This window comes from Nitrospirillum guanabarense (genome assembly GCF_034653355.1).
Lineage (GTDB): Bacteria > Pseudomonadota > Alphaproteobacteria > Azospirillales > Azospirillaceae > Nitrospirillum.
Map to the genome: position 1 here is coordinate 1,212,169 of NZ_JAYEER010000001.1, position 16,043 is coordinate 1,228,211.

General features: G+C 67.7%; 16 protein-coding genes. 9 read left to right on the forward strand and 7 right to left on the reverse strand.

Annotation, left to right across the window (positions count from 1 at the left end; all coding sequences use genetic code 11):
* Positions 1-93 precede the first annotated feature (93 nt).
* Positions 94-1,698, reverse strand: a complete 1,605-nt coding sequence (locus UAA55_RS04980; RefSeq protein WP_322951553.1) for a GMC family oxidoreductase — start codon at positions 1,696-1,698, stop codon at positions 94-96.
* A 183-nt stretch (positions 1,699-1,881) separates the two neighbouring features.
* On the opposite strand from UAA55_RS04980, the gene UAA55_RS04985 reads away from it, so the two are divergent.
* Complete coding sequence (locus tag UAA55_RS04985; protein ID WP_246138714.1) at positions 1,882-3,363, forward strand: aldehyde dehydrogenase family protein; 1,482 nt, start codon at positions 1,882-1,884, stop codon at positions 3,361-3,363.
* A gap of 95 nt (positions 3,364-3,458) precedes the next feature.
* Here the strand turns inward: UAA55_RS04985 and UAA55_RS04990 are convergent, their stop codons facing one another.
* Positions 3,459-4,259, reverse strand: coding sequence for an IclR family transcriptional regulator (locus UAA55_RS04990; RefSeq protein ID WP_088875404.1), 801 nt, complete (start codon positions 4,257-4,259; stop codon positions 3,459-3,461).
* A 149-nt stretch (positions 4,260-4,408) separates the two neighbouring features.
* Between UAA55_RS04990 and UAA55_RS04995 the strand changes: the two genes are divergently transcribed.
* Positions 4,409-5,596: an FAD-dependent monooxygenase gene (locus tag UAA55_RS04995; protein ID WP_322951554.1), complete on the forward strand. Its 1,188-nt coding sequence runs from the start codon at positions 4,409-4,411 to the stop codon at positions 5,594-5,596.
* 32 nt (positions 5,597-5,628) lie between these two features.
* The gene (locus UAA55_RS05000; RefSeq protein WP_322951555.1) at positions 5,629-6,810 is read left to right on the forward strand and encodes a hypothetical protein; all 1,182 of its coding nucleotides are present in this window, start codon (positions 5,629-5,631) and stop codon (positions 6,808-6,810) included.
* Positions 6,811-6,847: 37 nt separating this feature from the next.
* Here the strand turns inward: UAA55_RS05000 and UAA55_RS05005 are convergent, their stop codons facing one another.
* Complete coding sequence (locus UAA55_RS05005) at positions 6,848-7,378, reverse strand: VOC family protein (RefSeq protein ID WP_322951556.1); 531 nt, start codon at positions 7,376-7,378, stop codon at positions 6,848-6,850.
* Positions 7,379-7,485: 107 nt separating this feature from the next.
* Between UAA55_RS05005 and UAA55_RS05010 the strand changes: the two genes are divergently transcribed.
* Positions 7,486-8,265, forward strand: a complete 780-nt coding sequence (locus tag UAA55_RS05010) for a helix-turn-helix transcriptional regulator (protein ID WP_322951558.1) — start codon at positions 7,486-7,488, stop codon at positions 8,263-8,265.
* Between the two features lie 19 nt (positions 8,266-8,284).
* Here UAA55_RS05010 and UAA55_RS05015 read toward each other — a convergent pair whose 3' ends face one another.
* Positions 8,285-9,163 carry a LysR family transcriptional regulator gene (locus UAA55_RS05015; protein ID WP_322951559.1) on the reverse strand — a complete coding sequence of 293 codons (879 nt, stop codon included), beginning with the start codon at positions 9,161-9,163 and terminating at the stop codon, positions 8,285-8,287.
* Between the two features lie 186 nt (positions 9,164-9,349).
* Between UAA55_RS05015 and UAA55_RS05020 the strand changes: the two genes are divergently transcribed.
* The 5 genes from UAA55_RS05020 (at position 9,350) to UAA55_RS05040 (ending at position 13,172) form a co-directional block, all read left to right on the forward strand.
* Positions 9,350-10,108, forward strand: coding sequence for an alpha/beta fold hydrolase (locus UAA55_RS05020; RefSeq protein WP_322951560.1), 759 nt, complete (start codon positions 9,350-9,352; stop codon positions 10,106-10,108).
* Positions 10,109-10,120: 12 nt separating this feature from the next.
* The gene (locus UAA55_RS05025) at positions 10,121-11,311 is read left to right on the forward strand and encodes an LLM class flavin-dependent oxidoreductase (protein ID WP_322951561.1); all 1,191 of its coding nucleotides are present in this window, start codon (positions 10,121-10,123) and stop codon (positions 11,309-11,311) included.
* A gap of 103 nt (positions 11,312-11,414) precedes the next feature.
* Positions 11,415-12,263 (forward strand): alpha/beta hydrolase, encoded by an 849-nt coding sequence (locus UAA55_RS05030; protein ID WP_322951562.1) that lies wholly within the window; start codon positions 11,415-11,417, stop codon positions 12,261-12,263.
* Positions 12,260-12,649 (forward strand): carboxymuconolactone decarboxylase family protein, encoded by a 390-nt coding sequence (locus UAA55_RS05035; RefSeq protein ID WP_322951563.1) that lies wholly within the window; start codon positions 12,260-12,262, stop codon positions 12,647-12,649. The genes UAA55_RS05030 and UAA55_RS05035 overlap by 4 nt, the downstream gene beginning before the upstream one ends.
* Positions 12,639-13,172, forward strand: coding sequence for a flavin reductase family protein (locus tag UAA55_RS05040; protein ID WP_322951564.1), 534 nt, complete (start codon positions 12,639-12,641; stop codon positions 13,170-13,172). Before UAA55_RS05035 ends, UAA55_RS05040 begins: the two co-directional genes overlap by 11 nt.
* Positions 13,173-13,837: 665 nt before the next feature.
* Here the strand turns inward: UAA55_RS05040 and arsB are convergent.
* Genes arsB through UAA55_RS05060 form a run of 3 tightly spaced genes read right to left on the reverse strand, consistent with a single transcriptional unit; the run spans position 13,838 to position 16,039 of the window.
* Positions 13,838-14,863: an ACR3 family arsenite efflux transporter gene (arsB, locus tag UAA55_RS05045; protein ID WP_322951565.1), complete on the reverse strand. Its 1,026-nt coding sequence runs from the start codon at positions 14,861-14,863 to the stop codon at positions 13,838-13,840.
* Positions 14,864-14,873: 10 nt separating this feature from the next.
* Positions 14,874-15,704, reverse strand: coding sequence for an arsenate reductase (glutaredoxin) (arsC, locus tag UAA55_RS31455; RefSeq protein ID WP_463667840.1), 831 nt, complete (start codon positions 15,702-15,704; stop codon positions 14,874-14,876).
* Positions 15,701-16,039: an ArsR/SmtB family transcription factor gene (locus UAA55_RS05060; protein WP_322951566.1), complete on the reverse strand. Its 339-nt coding sequence runs from the start codon at positions 16,037-16,039 to the stop codon at positions 15,701-15,703. The genes arsC and UAA55_RS05060 overlap by 4 nt, the downstream gene beginning before the upstream one ends.
* Between the last annotated feature and the right edge of the window lie 4 nt (positions 16,040-16,043).

The window sequence follows — 16,043 nt, forward strand, 5'->3', positions numbered from 1 at the left end:
GGCGTTACCGCCCCGGCGCCCTTTTTTTAACGCGCAATGAAAACGGCGGCATGGGATCTCGCCCATGCCGCGGGGCGGGTGTGTCTGACGTGCTTAATCCTGCTGGCGGATCAGGTCGGCGGCCTTTTCCGCCACCATGATCACGGGGGCGTTGGTGTTGCCGCCCGGGACCGTCGGCATGATGGAGGCGTCGACGACGCGCAGATTCTCCACCCCGATGACGTGCAGGCTGGGATCCACCACCGCGCCGTCGCCTCGGCCCATGCGGCAGGTGCCGACGGGATGCTGGGTGATGCGCAGGTTGGCGCGGATGTAGGCGTCCAGCTCGGCGTCGCTCTGCCGCTCCGCACCTGGCCTAGCCTCCCGCAGGACGCGGGTGGCCAGGGGGCCGGCGCCGAACAGCGTGCGCACGGCGCGGATGCCCCGTCGCAGTTCGGCGAAGTCGCGCTCATGCGACAGCAGGTTCAGCTCTATGCGCGGCGTGTCCGCCACGTCCGCGGAACGCAAGGTCAGCCGCCCCCGGCTTTCCGGGTGCAGCTGGATCACCATGATCGAGAACATGTCCTGCAGCCGCTTGCCAAGGCCGGGCGTCCAGATCTTGGCGTCCAGCCGCACCGGCATGACCATCAGCTGGATGTCCGGCCGCTCAAGCTCTGGGAGCGTCCGCAGCAGGGCGGCGCAGCTGGTTATCTGGGAGGCGAACGGTCCCGTGCCCAGCAACGCCCAGCGCAGGACGGACAGGGCCGCCCGGTCCAGCCGCAATTGCTTCAGGAAGGTGTCGCCGCTGGTGGCGAAGTCCATGTAGACGATGGGGTGTTCGGACAGGTTGGCGCCCACGCCTGGGCTGTCCACCACCACCCCGATCCCGTGTTCGCGCAGCTGCGCGCCGGGGCCGACGCCGGACAGCATCAGCAGGTGGGGGGAATTATAGGTGCCACCCGCCAGGATGACGTCGCGTCGTGCCCGCGCCTGATGAGTCGCCCCCTCGCCACGGTATTCCACGCCCACGGCGCGGCGGCCCTGGAACAGGACGCGGGTGACCTGGGCGCCTGATATCAGCCGCAGGTTCGGACGTTTCAGCGCCGGGCGCAGATAGGCCCGCGCGGCGCTGGATCGGCGGCCGCGACGGTCGACCGTCACCTCGCTCAGAGAGAAGCCCTCCTGCCGCTCACCGCTCAGGTCGTCGCTGTGCGGGAATCCGGCGGCGGCGGCCGAGGCCAGGATCTGCTCCGTCAGCAGCGCGCGGTGGCGCACGGGTGTCACCTGGATGGGGCCGTCGCCCCCGTGCCAAGGGCCTGCGCCACGCCAGCTGGTCTCCATCTTGCGGAAATAGGGCAGCACGTCGTCATAGCCCCACCCGGGGCAGCCCAGGTCGCGCCACTCGTCATAATCGCGCGCGTGGCCGCGCATGTAGATCATGCCGTTGGTGGTGGAACAGCCGCCCAGCACCCGCCCGCGCGGCAGCGGCAGGTGGCGCCCATCCAGGTTGGGCTCCGGCTCCGACATATAGCCCCAGTCCTTGGCCGGGTCGGCCATGGCCGCCATGAAGCCCAGCGGCATGGCGTGAAACGGGCTGGAATCCGGGCCGCCGGCCTCGATCAGCAGGACGCTGCGGCGCCCATCCTCACTAAGGCGGTTGGCCAGCACGCATCCCGCTGATCCGGCGCCGACGATGATATGGTCGAAGTCCTGAGTCACCGCTCCCTCACGCCTCCTTGGCCCCGTTTCTTGGAACGAGTTGTTGCATAATAACGGAATGTGTTCAACAATAGCAAACGACAGCGATGCCCATGACGCCTGAACGGGCGCTTCCTGAACGGCCTGCGCCGTGAGGTAAGCTGTCCCCTCATCATACCCAGACGGTGGAAAATGCCGGATATCGTGGCGGATCAGAATGCCCTGGAGAACGCACGGCGTTTCGCGGGCAAGGAACATGGGCTGTTCATCGATGGCGTCTGGCGGGAGCCACGGTCGGGTTCCGCCTTTGAGATGCGCAATCCCGGCGACGGCACGCTGCTGGGCCAAGCCGCCAAGGGCGAGGCGGCGGACGTCGACCTGGCGGTGCGCGCGGCGCGGACGGCGCTGGAGGGTGTTTGGGCGGACACCAAGCCGGCGGAACGTGCCCGCCTGCTGTGGCGCCTAGCCGACGCGATCGAGGCTCACGCCGACGATTTCGCACTGCTGGAAACGCTGAACAACGGCAAGCCGCTCCGCGACGCGCGCCTGTTCGATGTGCCGCACGCCATAGAGACGCTGCGCTACAATTCCGGTTGGGCGACCAAGCTGGGCGGCGACACCATCAATCTCTCCGGTCCCGGGACCTGGCACGCCTTCACGGTGCGGGAACCGATCGGCGTCGTGGCGGCCATCGTGCCGTGGAACGCGCCCTTCGCCATGTCGGTGGCCAAGATGGCGCCGGCACTGGCCGCCGGCTGTACCCTCATCCTGAAGCCGGCGGAGCAGACGCCCCTGACGGCGCTACGGCTGGCCCACCTGGTGGAGGAGGTCGGCTTCCCCAAGGGCGTGTTCAACCTCGTGACCGGCTTTGGTGAAACGGCGGGGGCCGCCCTTGTGGAACATCCCGGCGTCGACAAGGTGACGTTCACTGGCTCCACCGAGGTCGGCCGCCACATCGTCCGCGCGGCGGCGGGCAACTTCAAGCGCGTGACGCTGGAACTGGGCGGCAAGACCCCGGTCATCGTCATGCCCGACGCCGACATCAAGCGCGCGATCGAGGGCGCCGCCCGCTCCATCTTCACCAACGCCGGCCAGGTTTGCAACGCGGGTTCCCGCCTGTTCGCGCATGAGAGCGTGTTCGACGCCCTGGTGGAGGGCGTGGCCGAGCATGCCGGAAAGCTGCGCGTCGGCCCGGGCCTGGATCCCGCAACCCAGATGGGGCCGGTGGTGTCCCAGGAACAGAAGGACCGCGTCCTGGGCTATATCGAAGCGGGGGTGAGGGAGGGCGCCCGCATCAGCGGGCAGGGGACCGCGGCATCGGGCCCCGGATACTTCGTGCCGCCGACGGTGCTGACGGGGACCCTGCCGACCATGTCCGTGGTGCGGGAGGAAATCTTCGGGCCGGTCCTATGCGCCATGTCGTTCAGCGACGGCGACCTGGACGCCATCGCGGCCCGCGCCAACGATACCGACTATGGCCTGGGCGCCATCGTCTGGACACAGAACCTCAGTGCCGCGCACCGGCTGTCGCGCAAGCTGAAGGCCGGCACGGTGCGGGTCAATGGCGGCGGGCTGGATCCGGCACTGCCATTCGGTGGGTTCAAGCAATCCGGCTGGGGCCGAGAGAACGGCCGCGACGGCATCGAAGCCTACACGGAGCTGAAATCCATCGCCATCGCGCTTTGATATCAATGGCTCCCTCAGGCGCCGGGCGGATGCAGTCGCATCCTACGGCGGCATGAGGACGCCCTCATGCCGCCAGCATAAGAACCAGCCTCATTTCAGGAACGGGCAGGGATACGGCCGCCGATCTTCGTGGAGATGCGGGCGGCCGCGTCCAGCACGTGGTCGATGCAAGGCTGCAGCCGTTCCCCCGCCAGGTACTTGTCCGGCCCCAGCAGGGTAAGGGCGGCGGCCATGGCGTCGCTGTAGTCGAAGATGGGGGCGGAGATGGCGGCGAAGTTGGCGTTGATAAGCCCGCTTGTCGTCGCATAGCCCTTCTGGCGCACCGTGGCCAGGTCGTCGCGGGTGGGGGGCTTCACCGCATCGGCGGCCTCGATCGCGTGCTGGCGGCTGGCCCGCGCCGGCTGCCGGGTCTGCGGTTCCGGCAGGAAGGCCAGGAACACCAGCCCAGTGGCCGAGGTCGTCATCGGCAGCACGTGGCCCAGGCGCACGGTGAAGGCGCCCTGGCGGCTGCCGTCCACCTTCGACACGATGGCCGGCCCGAATTCGGTGAGAACGGACAGGTAGGTGGCGCAGCCGGTGTGCGCCGTCAACTCCGCCATCTCCGCGTTCGCCGCCTCCACCACCGACAATTGGCGGATGGCGGACAGGCCCAGCTCGGTCGCGTAGGGCCCCAGCGCGTAGCGGGCGGTCTGGGGGTTCTGCGCCACCAGCCCCTCACGCATGAAGCTGGTGAGGTACAGGTGGGCCTTGCTGGGCGGCATGTCCGCCGCCTGGGCGATGTCACGCAACGCCATGGGCTCATGCGCCGTCTGCAGCACGCGGATGACACGGAATCCAACCTCGATCGATTGGACGCGGCGCTTCTGGCTGAGGGTGTCTTCGGGCGTTTTCAGCATCTATGTCTCATTGGCTTTACACCCATGCCTATCAGAGTACGGGGGTCCCGTCGACCGCGCAATACGAGGGTGGCCTGGGTGCCGGGCTTGTGATATTGACGAACTATGTTAGATATTATCAAACTCTGGCGGTTGCGGCGAGGAACGACATGCGAATTGCGATTGTGGGTGCCGGGATCGGCGGTCTGACGGCTGGACTGGCACTGCTGAGGCGCGGGTTCGACGTCACGATCTATGAGCAGGCCGAGGAACTGCGGGAGGTGGGGGCGGGCCTGCAGATCAGCGCCAACGGCACGCGTGTGTTCGAGGCGCTGGGCATCCTGGATCGGGTGATGGCGTTGTCGTTCTGCCCGGTGGGCAAGGAGATCCGGCTTTGGAACACCGGCCAGACCTGGAAGCTGTTCGACCTGGGGCCGGAATCGGTGGCGCTGTATGGCGCGCCTTATGTCACCATCCATCGCAACGATCTGCATTCCACCCTGGCCGCAGCGGCTCGCGCCCTGAACCCCGATGCCATCCAGCTGGGATCGCGTTGCGTGGGGGTGGAGCAGGGGCAGGGTGGCGTGGTGCTGGACTTCGCCGGCAAGCCACCGCAACGGCACGACCTGGTGATCGGCGCCGACGGCGTGCATTCCATCATCCGGCAGCGGCTGTTCGGTGAGCTGCCCGCGACCTTCACCGGCATCGTCGCCTGGCGGGGCGTCATCCCCATGGAACGCCTGCCCGGCCATCTGGTACGGGACGTGGGCACCAACTGGATCGGCCCGGGCGGCCACATCGTCCACTACCCCATCCGGCGGGGCGAACTGATGAACTTCTCCAGCGTGGTGGAGAACCAGGACTGGAAGACGGAGTCCTGGTCCAGCCCGTCGACGGTGGAGGCCTACCTGGCCGACTATCCCGGCTGGCATGAAGACGTCCACACCTACATCCGGGCGATCCCCCAGCCATTCCGCTGGGCGCTGCTGTCCCGCAAGCCGCTGGACAACTGGACGGTCGGACGGGTCACCCTGCTGGGCGACGCCGCCCATCCCATGCTGCCCTTCCTGGCGTCGGGCGCGGCCATGGCGATCGAGGACGCCTACATGCTGGCCCGGGCGCTGGAGGCTTATCGTGACGACCATGCCAGGGCGCTGAAGGTCTATCAGGACGCGCGCATCCCCCGCACGACGCGTGTGGTCCAAGGTGCCGCCGGCAACGCCGAGCGCTTCCACAATCCCGCCCTTGCCAGCCCGGCCGGCGCGCAGGCCTACGTGGACCGGGAGTGGGAGCCGGAGCGGGTGGCGGAGCGCTATGAGTGGTTGTTCCGCTACGACGTCACCACCGCCCCGCTGTGACGCGCAAGAATGAAAGACAGGGAGAAGATGACATGGCAGAGGGTAGGGCCTGGGTCCGGCACCCCTTGGTGGTGACGTTCCCGAACTCCCCCGGGTTCAGCGAAACATACGGGTTCGCGGGCAATTCGGGGAAGGTCAATCTGGAAGGGCAACTGCTGCGCCGGCCGGACCGCCGCGCCGACACGGTCTATGTGTTCATGCACCCCACCTCCACCCTACAGCTGTTGCCCATGCCACTGGCGCTGGCCGACGCGGGGCTGGACGTGCTGTGCGCGGCCAGCCGCTACGCCCGCAACGACAGCGCCCTGATCATGGAGAAGGTGGCGATCGACCTGGGGCAGTGGATCGCACATGCGCGGGGAACGTTGGGCTACGACCGCGTGGTGCTGGTCGGCTGGTCGGGCGGCGGTTCGCTGTCGCTGTTCTACCAGGCGCAGGCGGAACGGCCGTCCATCACGCACACCCCGGCGGGGGACGAGGTCGACCTGACGATTGCCGGCCTGACGATGGCGGACGGCGTGATCTTCATCGCCGCCCACCTGTCACGCGCCGAGACGCTGACTGAATGGCTGGACCCGTCCGTTATCGACGAGGCGGATCCCGACCGGCGCGACCGGGCCTTCGACATCTATGCCGAGGCGTGCCCCAACCAGGCGCCTTATGATGCCGGCTTCGTGGAACAGTTTCGCGCGCGCCAGGTGGACCGCAACCGCCGCATCACCTACTGGTGCCAGGAACAACTGGAGCGGCTGCGCAAACAGCGCGGGGCGGAGCAGGAGCGCGCCTTCGTCGTGCACCGCACGATGTGCGACGTCCGTTGGCTGGACCCGGCGGTCGACCCCAATGAACGCAAGCCCGGCTGGTGCTATATGGGCGACCCTCGGGCGGTGAACGTGGGGCCCGTCGGTTTGGCCCGCTTCACCACCCTGCGCTCATGGCTCAGCCAGTGGAGCTATGATTTATCAAACGCGAAGGGGCCGATGAACGCCGCCAAGATCCACCGGACGCCGGTGCTGCAGATCGAGAACACGGCGGATGAGGCGGTGCCCGCGACCCACAACCCGGCGATCAACGCCGCCCTGGCGACGCCGGATAAGGAATACCACCGCATCATCGGCGCCACCCATTACTACATCGGCCAGCCGGACCATCTGGCCACCTGTATCGGCCTGATCACGGACTGGAGCCGCCGGAAGGGCTTCCTGGACGCGTGAGCCTGTGAGGGGGCGGCCGTCGCCGCCCCCGTTCACGTCAGCCGGCAGCCTTGGCCTGCCGGCGGGCGGCCTTTTCCCGGCTCCACTTGTCCAGTTCCGCGTGGGCGGAACGGGCGGCGTCGGCCAGGTAGGTCGGCGATTCCGTACGGGCGGTGACCTCCAGGCGCAGGCCGTTGGGATCGAAGAAGTAGATCGACTTCACGAAATGATGATCGACCAGGCCCAGCACCTCGACGCCATGATCGATCAGCCGCTGGCGCATCGCCAGCACCGCGTCCACCGACCCGGTTTCCATGGCGAAATGCTGGACCCAGGCGGGGGTGTTGGGCGACGGCGCCGGCATCTCATCATCGCCCAGATCGAAGAAGGCGATGTAGGATCCGTCGGTCATGGCGAAGAACATGTGGGCGTAGGGCTTCTCCTCGCCCGTGCTGGGAACGTGGTCGGCCAGCATGCAATTGACGAGCGGAAGACCCAGTATGTCTTCGTAGAAGTGCCGGGTCTCCTCCCCATCGCGGCAGGGATAGGCGAAATGATACAGGCCCCTAATGGCGGGTGGTGTGGGCATGGCGCAGGCTCCGGGGAATGGTCTGGCCGAGTCCCAGGACGCGGCCGCACCGCCCATCATACCGCCGGACGCCCAAGCCCTCGTCCCCCCGGCGGGAGGACAGGATCATGAAGGCGCCGGACGACATCACGACATTGGCGGGTGTGGTGGGGGCGGTGGGAACGCCAGACTTCTCCACCCAATTCCTGGCGGCGCTGGGCATGCTCTGCGGCGCGCGCTTGTCCTCCGCCTTTTCCTTTGGCGGGCAGGAGCCGCCTCGCGCCCTGTTCGCGGCGGGGGATTGCCGGGGCGGCCCCGACTTCGCCCGCGCCGCTTCACTGGCCTACGCCCGCCATCATTGGCGCCAAGACCGCGCCGCGCGCCTGGTCGTGGCCGCGCCGCGGGACAGCGTCGTTGTGATCCGGACCAGGGCCGCTGGCATCGCCGACCCCGTTTACCGCAACGCCTGCTATGAGCGCGGCGGCATCGCCGAGCGGCTGAGCATCCTGTCCGCCGGCCCATGCCCCCTCATGGCCAACGGCTATCGAACGGTGTCCGACGGCGCGTGGCGGCCAGGGGATGTCGCGCGCGTGGAGCGGTACGCGCCGGTGCTGATGGCGGCGCTGACCCGCCATGTCGACCTGTCGGCCCGCCCCCCCGGCGATGGCACGCCGTCGGACACGGCGGCCATCCTGATGGCCGCCGATGTCCGCCTCAGCGCACGCGAAGCGGAGGTGGCGGCCGGCCTGATCCTGGGCCGGACGCAGGAAGAGATCAGCGTCCAGTCCGGATTATCGCTGGGTAGTGTCATCACCTACCGCCGCCGCGCCTATTGCAAGCTGGGGGTGATGGATAAGCGGGAATTGGTCGCCGCGTATCGGCAGCTTTCAGCACTGCGGCTTATATAGGATCAGCCACGCCTAAACCTCACTTCATCGCGCTGATGAAGCGCAGCACGGCGGGCGAGGGATCGGACTTCCGCCACACCAGGTGCAAACGGAACGAGACGTCCAGATCCTCCACCTCGCGCAACAGTACACCCTGGCGGGGCACCTGCCGCGTCTGCTGGGTGAAGCCCACGCCCATGCCCACGGCCACCAGGCTCAGCAGGATGGAATCCGTCGCGGTTTCCTGGACGATGTTGGGGGAGAAGCCGTTGGCCAGGCAGGCCTGCATCAGCCGGTCGAAATAGCGCGGCTGGGGCTTGCGGGCCGGAAACAGGAAGCGCTCTTCCGCCAGGTCGCGCATCCGGATGGGACGCTGGGCCAGGGGATGGTCTTCGTTGAGGGCGATAACGATGTCGCTGACGCCCAGCTCGCAATGCTCCAGCGCGCCCAGATCCTCTTCGGAGAAGTGAATGTCGTAGACGATGGCCGCATCCACCGTGCCGTTGCGCAGGCCATCGATCTGGCTGCGCGAGCTCATGGGCAGGAGGTTCAATTCCACCTTGGGCTCATCCAGCCGGAAGCGCAGCAGCTTGGCCGGGATCTCGGGATGGCGCGAGGCGATCTCGCTAAAGCCGATCTGCACCGTGCCGACATGGCCGGTGGCGTAGCTTTTGGCCCGGGCGACGCTGCGCTGCAGCTTTTCCAGCAGGGCGTTGGTGTCTTCCAGGAAGGCCCGTCCGGCAGGGGAAAGGCGGACGCCACGTGGCAGCCGCTCGAACAGCTGGACGCCCAGTTCATCCTCCAGGTCCCGCACCTGGCGCGTCAGCGCCGGCTGGGCCACGCGGATGGTTTGCGCGGCGCGACCGAAGTGCTCCTCGCGGGCAACTGCTTGAAAATACCGCAGATGTCTTAGTTCCATGGCCAATTGATACCGTGACGGCATCAATTCCGCAAGCACAAAGAATTGGACGATTCTGCCCCCATAAGCAGAAGTAAAGCATCATCAATTACGCGCAAATGCGTTCAAGAAAGGTCGTGGCGGATGAATAGCGAAGCGACGAACGCTAACTCTCTGTCCGGGCCACATTTCCTGCAAGTGGGCGATGTGCGTCTGGAACTCTTGGTCAAGGGCGAAGGCCGGCCGCTTTTGCTGCTGCACGGTATGGATGGTATCGAGGCTATGGCGCCGCTGGTCGATCTGCTTGCCGCGACGCACAAAGTTTACGCCCCGTCGCATCCCGGCTTCGGCGGGTCGGACCTGCCGCGGTCCTTCTCGACAGTCGACGACATCGCCTATTTCTACCTGGACCTGCTGGACCAGTTGGACCTGCGCGACGTGCTGGTCGCCGGCTTTTCCTTCGGGGGCTGGATCGCCGCCGAGATGCTGGTGAAAAACAGCGGGCGCCTGGCTCTGGCGGTGCTGGGGGCGCCGTTCGGCATCGAGACGGCCCACCGCAAGGACCGTCGGGTCGTAGACATCTTCATGTGCGACGGCGGCACCGTGGAGCGCAAGTCGCAGGTGACGCCGGCGCAGAAGCTGGACCTGGCCGCCCTGCCGGAAGACGTGCTGGAGCGCAGGGTGCGCAATGCCGAGGCGACGATGCTGTACGGCTGGTCCCCCTACATGTGCAATCCGAAGCTGCGCCACCGGCTGCACCGCGTCGCCACCCCCACGCTGTTGCTGTGGGGGGAGGATGACGCCATCGCCCCCCTGGATTACGGGCGCGACTACGCCGCCCTGATCCCCCAGGCGGTGTTCGAGGCGATCCCGAACTGTGGTCACCGCATCTATGTCGACAGCGCCGAGGCGGCCGCCCGCAGCATCAACACTTTCGCCCAGCGCGCCGTCGCGGCGGCGGCCTGAGGAGGCCTATCCATGAAAGTTTGGCAATTCAGCGAGCAAGCTTACCACCCGGCCTTCGACGTTCCGGGGCCCATGCGGGTCACCCTGCCGCAGCATCATTGCCACCCGTCCGAGGCGGGGCGGCTGATCAATCGCTACCTGGATGAGTACGTCCTGGCGGATGAGCTGGGCTACAACATCATGATCAACGAGCATCACGCGGCGGCGACCTGCATGTCGACCTCGTGCATGACGACGCTGGCCATCCTGGCGCGCCAGACCAAGCGCGCCCGGCTGCTGGCCCTGGGCATTCCCATCGGCAACCGCGCCAACCCTGTGCGCGTGGCGGAAGAGATCGCCATGGCGGACGTGATTTCCAATGGCCGCCTGGAAGTGGGCCTGGTCAAGGGCGCGGCCTACGAGGTGTTCATGTCGAACCGGCAGCCCGTGCGCTTCATGGACCGATATTGGGAGGCGCATGACCTGATCCTGGAGGCCCTATCCAATACCGGCGACAACTTCTCCTGGGATGGTGAATTCTTCAATTACCGCGCCGTCAGCCTGTGGCCTCGTCCCATCCAGCAGCCGACGCCGCCCATCTGGATGACGGCGTCCAGCGCCGGCAGCGCGGCGCAGCAGGCGAAGCTGGGCTATGTCTGCGCCACCTTCCTGTCGGGGGCCGTGGCCCGGTCGGTGTTCGCCAGCTATCGCAAGACCTATCAGGAGACGCACGGCCGGCCGGCATCGGACGATCGCCTGGGCTATCTGGGCCTGGTGTCCGTGGCCACGGACCGCGAGACCGCCTTCCAGCGGGCGGAGCAGATGAAGGCCTATTTCACCACCGCCGCCCGACTGGATCCGCAGTTCCGCAACCCGGCGGGCTTCGCCTCGGTGAAGGACAACGTCCGCCTTCTGAAGGCGGGTCCGAATGCCGTGCGCCCGCGCTTGCGCGACGGCAGCCCGCTGCCCTCCAACCCCACGATCGAGCAGTACATCGATGCGGGTCTGATGTTCGTGGGCACGCCCGATGAGGTCTTCGAGCAGATCGGCCGCTTTCATGCCGAGGTCGGCGGGTTCGGGAACCTGCTGATGATGGGGCAGGCCGGCACGCTGGGCCATGCCGAGACGGTGGAGAACCTGACCCTGTTCTCGCGGGAGGTCATGCCCCGCCTGGCCGAGATGTCGGTGGATACGCCCGATGTCCGCTATGAGGCCTTCGCGTGACCTCGGACACGCCTCTCGCGGACGGCATGGACGCCTATGTGGCGGCCTTCCGCGCGGGGCGGGCGGCGGGGGGACGCTGGCCGGTGCCCGGCTGGCCGCGGACATGAACGCTGCGGCATTCAGCCGGCCCTGGCCGGCCGGCCTCCGGCGGCATGTCAGCTTCATCGTGGCGCGCGGGCGCGAAATCGCGGTAGCGATCCTTGACCCCGGCGGTGAGGGCCCGAGGCCCGGCATCTGCTATTTCCACGGCGGGGGCTTTGCTTTCGGCAGCATCGAAAGCTTCGATGGGGTGGCGCAAGGGCTGGCGGAGGAGACAGGGGCCGTCGTCGTCAGCGTGCAGTACCGGCGCCTGCCGGAGAATTCCTACCGGGCGGCACAGGAGGATTGCTTCGCCGCCTATGAGTGGTTCGTCGCGCACGCCGCCCAGCTGGGCGTCGACGGGCGGCGCATCGCCGTCGCCGGCGACAGTGTCGGCGCCCTGCTGGCCACCATGACGGCCGTCATGGCGCGCGATGCCGGTGGGCCTGGGCAACCCGTCTGCCAGTTGCTGATGTACGGCGCTTATGCCCTGACACCGGGGCGGCCGTCCTACGGGCGGGGGCGCGATCCTCTTCTCAGTGTGCAGCGGGTGGAGGATTTCGTGCGGCTCTACCGTTTGTCGCAGGAGGCCGAGCCGTTTCATGCCCCGCCCCTATCGGTTCCGGATTTGAGCCGTCTGCCGCCGGCGGTGCTGATCGCCGCCGAGTACGACCCGCTGCGCGGGGAGGGGGCCGAGTATGCAGACCGCCTGGCGGCCGCCGGTGTCGAGGTGCGGGTTCTGACGGCCCGCCACATGATCCATGGATTTTTGCGCGCGCTGGGCATGTCGCCGGCCGCGGCGCGCGAAATGGCCGCCGCGGCTCAGGCGGTGCGGCCCTACCTTTGGCCGGCTGACAGGGAGCAGACGCCATGAGCTCATCATGGGATACCGACGCGGCGCAGCGCGGCCGCGACCTGCGCGAACAGATATTCGGCGCTGAGGGGATGAAAAGCCTGGTCGAGGCGGATGATTTCACCCTGCCCCTGCAGGATATGGTCACCCGGATCTGCTTTGGCGAGGTGTGGAGCCGCCCCGGTCTGCCGCTGAAAATCCGCAGTATGCTGACCATCGCCATCCTGGTGGGGCAGAGCCGGCCGGCCCAGCTGCGCAACCACGTGAAGGGCGCCATCGCCAACGGCGTCACCAAGGAGGAAATCCGCGAGATCCTCCTGCACGCCACGCTCTATGCAGGCCTGCCTGCCGGGGCGGACAGCTGGCGCGAGGCGGCGGCCGCGTTGAGGGAAATCGATGCCTACTGACGTCACCGCGGCGGATGCCGCCACCATCGCCCTGGCCCTGCGCAAGGGCCTGCGCAGCTTGGCCAAGGCCGTCGTCGTCATCACCTGCCGCCATGGCGGCCAACGCCACGCCATGACGGCGACAGCGGTCAGCGAGCTCAGCATGGACCCGCCTTCCATGCTGATCTGCGTGAACAAGTCCGCCAGCCTATTCGCGCCGCTGTCCCAGGGTGCCGACTTCTGCATCAATATCCTGACGGCACGGCAGGCGGAGATCTCCGCCCTATGCGCCGGCAAGGAGAAGGGGGAGGCGCGCTTCTCCGTGGGGGATTGGCGGCAGTCCCCGCTGGGCCACGCCTATCTGGCGGACGCCCAGGCCAGCATCTTCTGTCGCAGCGTGGCGAACACGATGTTCGGGACCCACGGCCTGTTCATCGGTGAGGTGCAGGAGGTGATCGACCTCGCCCCCATCGACCCGCTGGTCTACATGGACGGCCGCTATGGCTGCTTCGTGGCGGGCTTGGGGGCAGCCGAGCGGCGGTAGGCGGGGCGGCGGCCCAGAAGGCGCGCTGTATGCAGGTGCAGTAGTTCGCACTGTGTGAACCGGCACCGAAGTGGGCCCCCTGGGGAAATCGAGGCAACACCCTGAACTGAATGAAAAGGGGGTAAAAGGATTGGGAGTCTGGCTGGCGCCGGCCGGGTCAGTAAGCCTGGGGTTCCACTTCGGTGCCGGTTCACAAAAATAGCCGCGAAGATGGCCCACCAGCTTCACGATGGTGTCGCGGGACATGGTGTTTCGGCCCGCCCGGTTTATGAGGTGGTCGCTCAGGGGGTCGGAGAACGCCTTGACGTCGGCCTTGGTGACATAACCTAGCCAAGTGGAGGTCGCCGACCGTCAGGTCCTCGACCGACTTCCCAAGCAGCGCCGCAACCATGGTCCGCCTGATCTCGCCCCAAAGGTGGTGTGCCCCGACCGCGCTAGCAGCTGGACCGCCGCCAGGAGGGAGCCCACGGCCATGATCGTCCGGCCGTGGCCGCGGTCGATGGCGACGCCGACCGGATAAGTGGCCAGCCCGGCCGTCCCCAGGGTCAGCGACGCCAGCAGGTAGGTTTCCGTTTTCGACCAGCCGAATTCCGCCCTGGGTCCTGCGAGCGGGGGAAGGCGTAGATCAGCGTGCCCCAGGAGACGATCTCCGGCCGGCGCATTCATCAGACGGCGCCGCGCTCGTACCAAGGCCGGCTGGCCTTCACCAGGCGCACCACCGACAGCATCACCGGCACCTCCACCAGCACACCCACCACGGTGGCCAGGGCGGCGCCGGAGTTCAGGCCGAACAGGCTGATGGTGGTGGCCACGGCCAGCTCGAAGAAGTTGCTGGCGCCGATCAGGGTCGCCGGTGCCGCCACGCACCAGGCCACGCCGAACTGGCGGTTCAGCAGGTAGGCCAAGCCGGCATTCAGGTAGACCTGGATCAGGATGGGCACCGCCAGCAGGGCGATCAACAGGGGCTGGGCCAGGATCCGCTCCCCTTGGAAGCCGAACAGCAGCACCAGGGTAGTCAGCAGCGCCACCAGGGACAGGGGCTGCAGCACGGACAGGACCCGCTTCAGCCGCGCCTCGCCACCCATCAGCAGGGCCTTGCGCCAGGCCTGCGCCACCACCACCGGTACGACGATGTAGAGCGCGACGGACAGCGCCAGGGTGGCCCAGGGCACCGTGATGGAGGCCACGCCCAGCAGCAGGCCCACCAGCGGCGCGAAGGCGAACACCATGATCAGGTCGTTCAACGCCACCTGGCTGAGGGTGAAGTGGGGCTCGCCCTCGCAGAGGTTGGACCAGACGAATACCATGGCCGTGCAGGGCGCCGCCGCCAGCAGAATCAGGCCGGCGATGTAGGATGGGCCCTGGCCTGCCGGCAGCAGGTCGGCGAACAGGGTCCCGATGAACAGTGTGCCCAGCAGCGCCATGGAGAAGGGCTTGACCGCCCAGTTGATGAACAGGGTGACCATCACCCCGCGCCAATGCTCCTTCACCTGCGACAGGGCGCCGAAGTCGATCTTCAGCAGCATGGGGATGATCATCAGCCAGATCAGCGCCGCCACCGGCAGGTTGACCTTGGCCACCTCTGCCGCCGCCACGGTACGGAACAAGCCCGGCAGCAGGTGGCCCAGGGCGATGCCGGCGACGATGCACAGCGCTACCCACAGGCTGAGGTAGCGTTCGAAGCGGGACATGATGGTGGCCTCAGACGGTGATGGCGCGCGACAGCAGTGTCGCGGTGGACGGGCACAGGCCCTGGGCCTGGGGCGTGGCCAGGACGGCGGCCGGCGCCTGGTCGCGGGCCACGGGCTTGAATCCGGCCTTTTCGAAGAAACCGCCGGCGGAGGTGGTCAACAGCCAGGCCCGCTGGTGGCCTTCCTCCCAGGCACGGCGCAGCAGCAGGGCCACCAGGTTGCGCCCCACACCCTTGCCCTGCACGGTTGCCGGTACAGTCACGGAGCGGACCAGGATGTCCGACCCCAGCGGCAGGTACCCGCCATAACCCGCCGGCGTGCCGCCCAGGGTCCGGTAGGCGAAGAAGCGGCCCTCGCCGTTGGCTAGGTCCTCCACTGGCAGGCCGGCGGCCGTCAGTGCCGCCACCAGGTCGGGGTCGCCCGCCGCGATAGGCTGGTCCTTCAGGAAGGGCACGCCTTCCTCCTTGTCAATGTCGGCCATGGGCGTGTCGGGCAATAGGTCCAGGATCACATCGGACGGCCGGCATAGCGTGACACCCGCCGGTGTCACCACGATTGGCCGGTTGATCAGGATGGGGCGCGCCACCATCAGATCCAGCAGGTCCGCGTCGGTCCACTTCGGGTCGTCCAGGCCAAGCTCCGCATAAGGCGTGCCCTTGCGGCGCGCAACCTGGCGCACCGTCAGCCCCATGCGTTGGATGAGGTCGGCCAGCACCGCGCGGCTGGGCGGGTCCTTCAGGTATTCCACCACCTCAGGCTCCGCACCGGCCCGCCTCAGCAGGGCCAGGACGTTGCGCGACGTGCCGCAGGCGGGGTTGTGGTAGATCGTGATGCCGCTCATGGCACCGGCTCCGGACAGCAGGCGGTGAGGCCGGTGCCGCACAGTTCGGGGCGGCCCTGGCAGCAATCCTCCATCAGGAAGGCCAGCAGGCGGCGGGTGCCCTCGTAGTCGGTGGCGTAGAAGATCTGCCGCTGCACCCGCCAGGAGCGGAGCAGGCCCGCCCGCTCCAGGATGCCCAGGTGGTGCGACAGGGTGGAGGCCGGCACGCCGGTGCTGGCGGCCACGTCGCCGGCGGTCAGCCCGTTGGGGCCGGTCTGGACCAGCAGGCGGAAGACGCCCAGGCGGGTTTCCTGCGCCAGGGCGGCGAAGGCATCGATGGCGGCTTTCGGTTCCATGGGA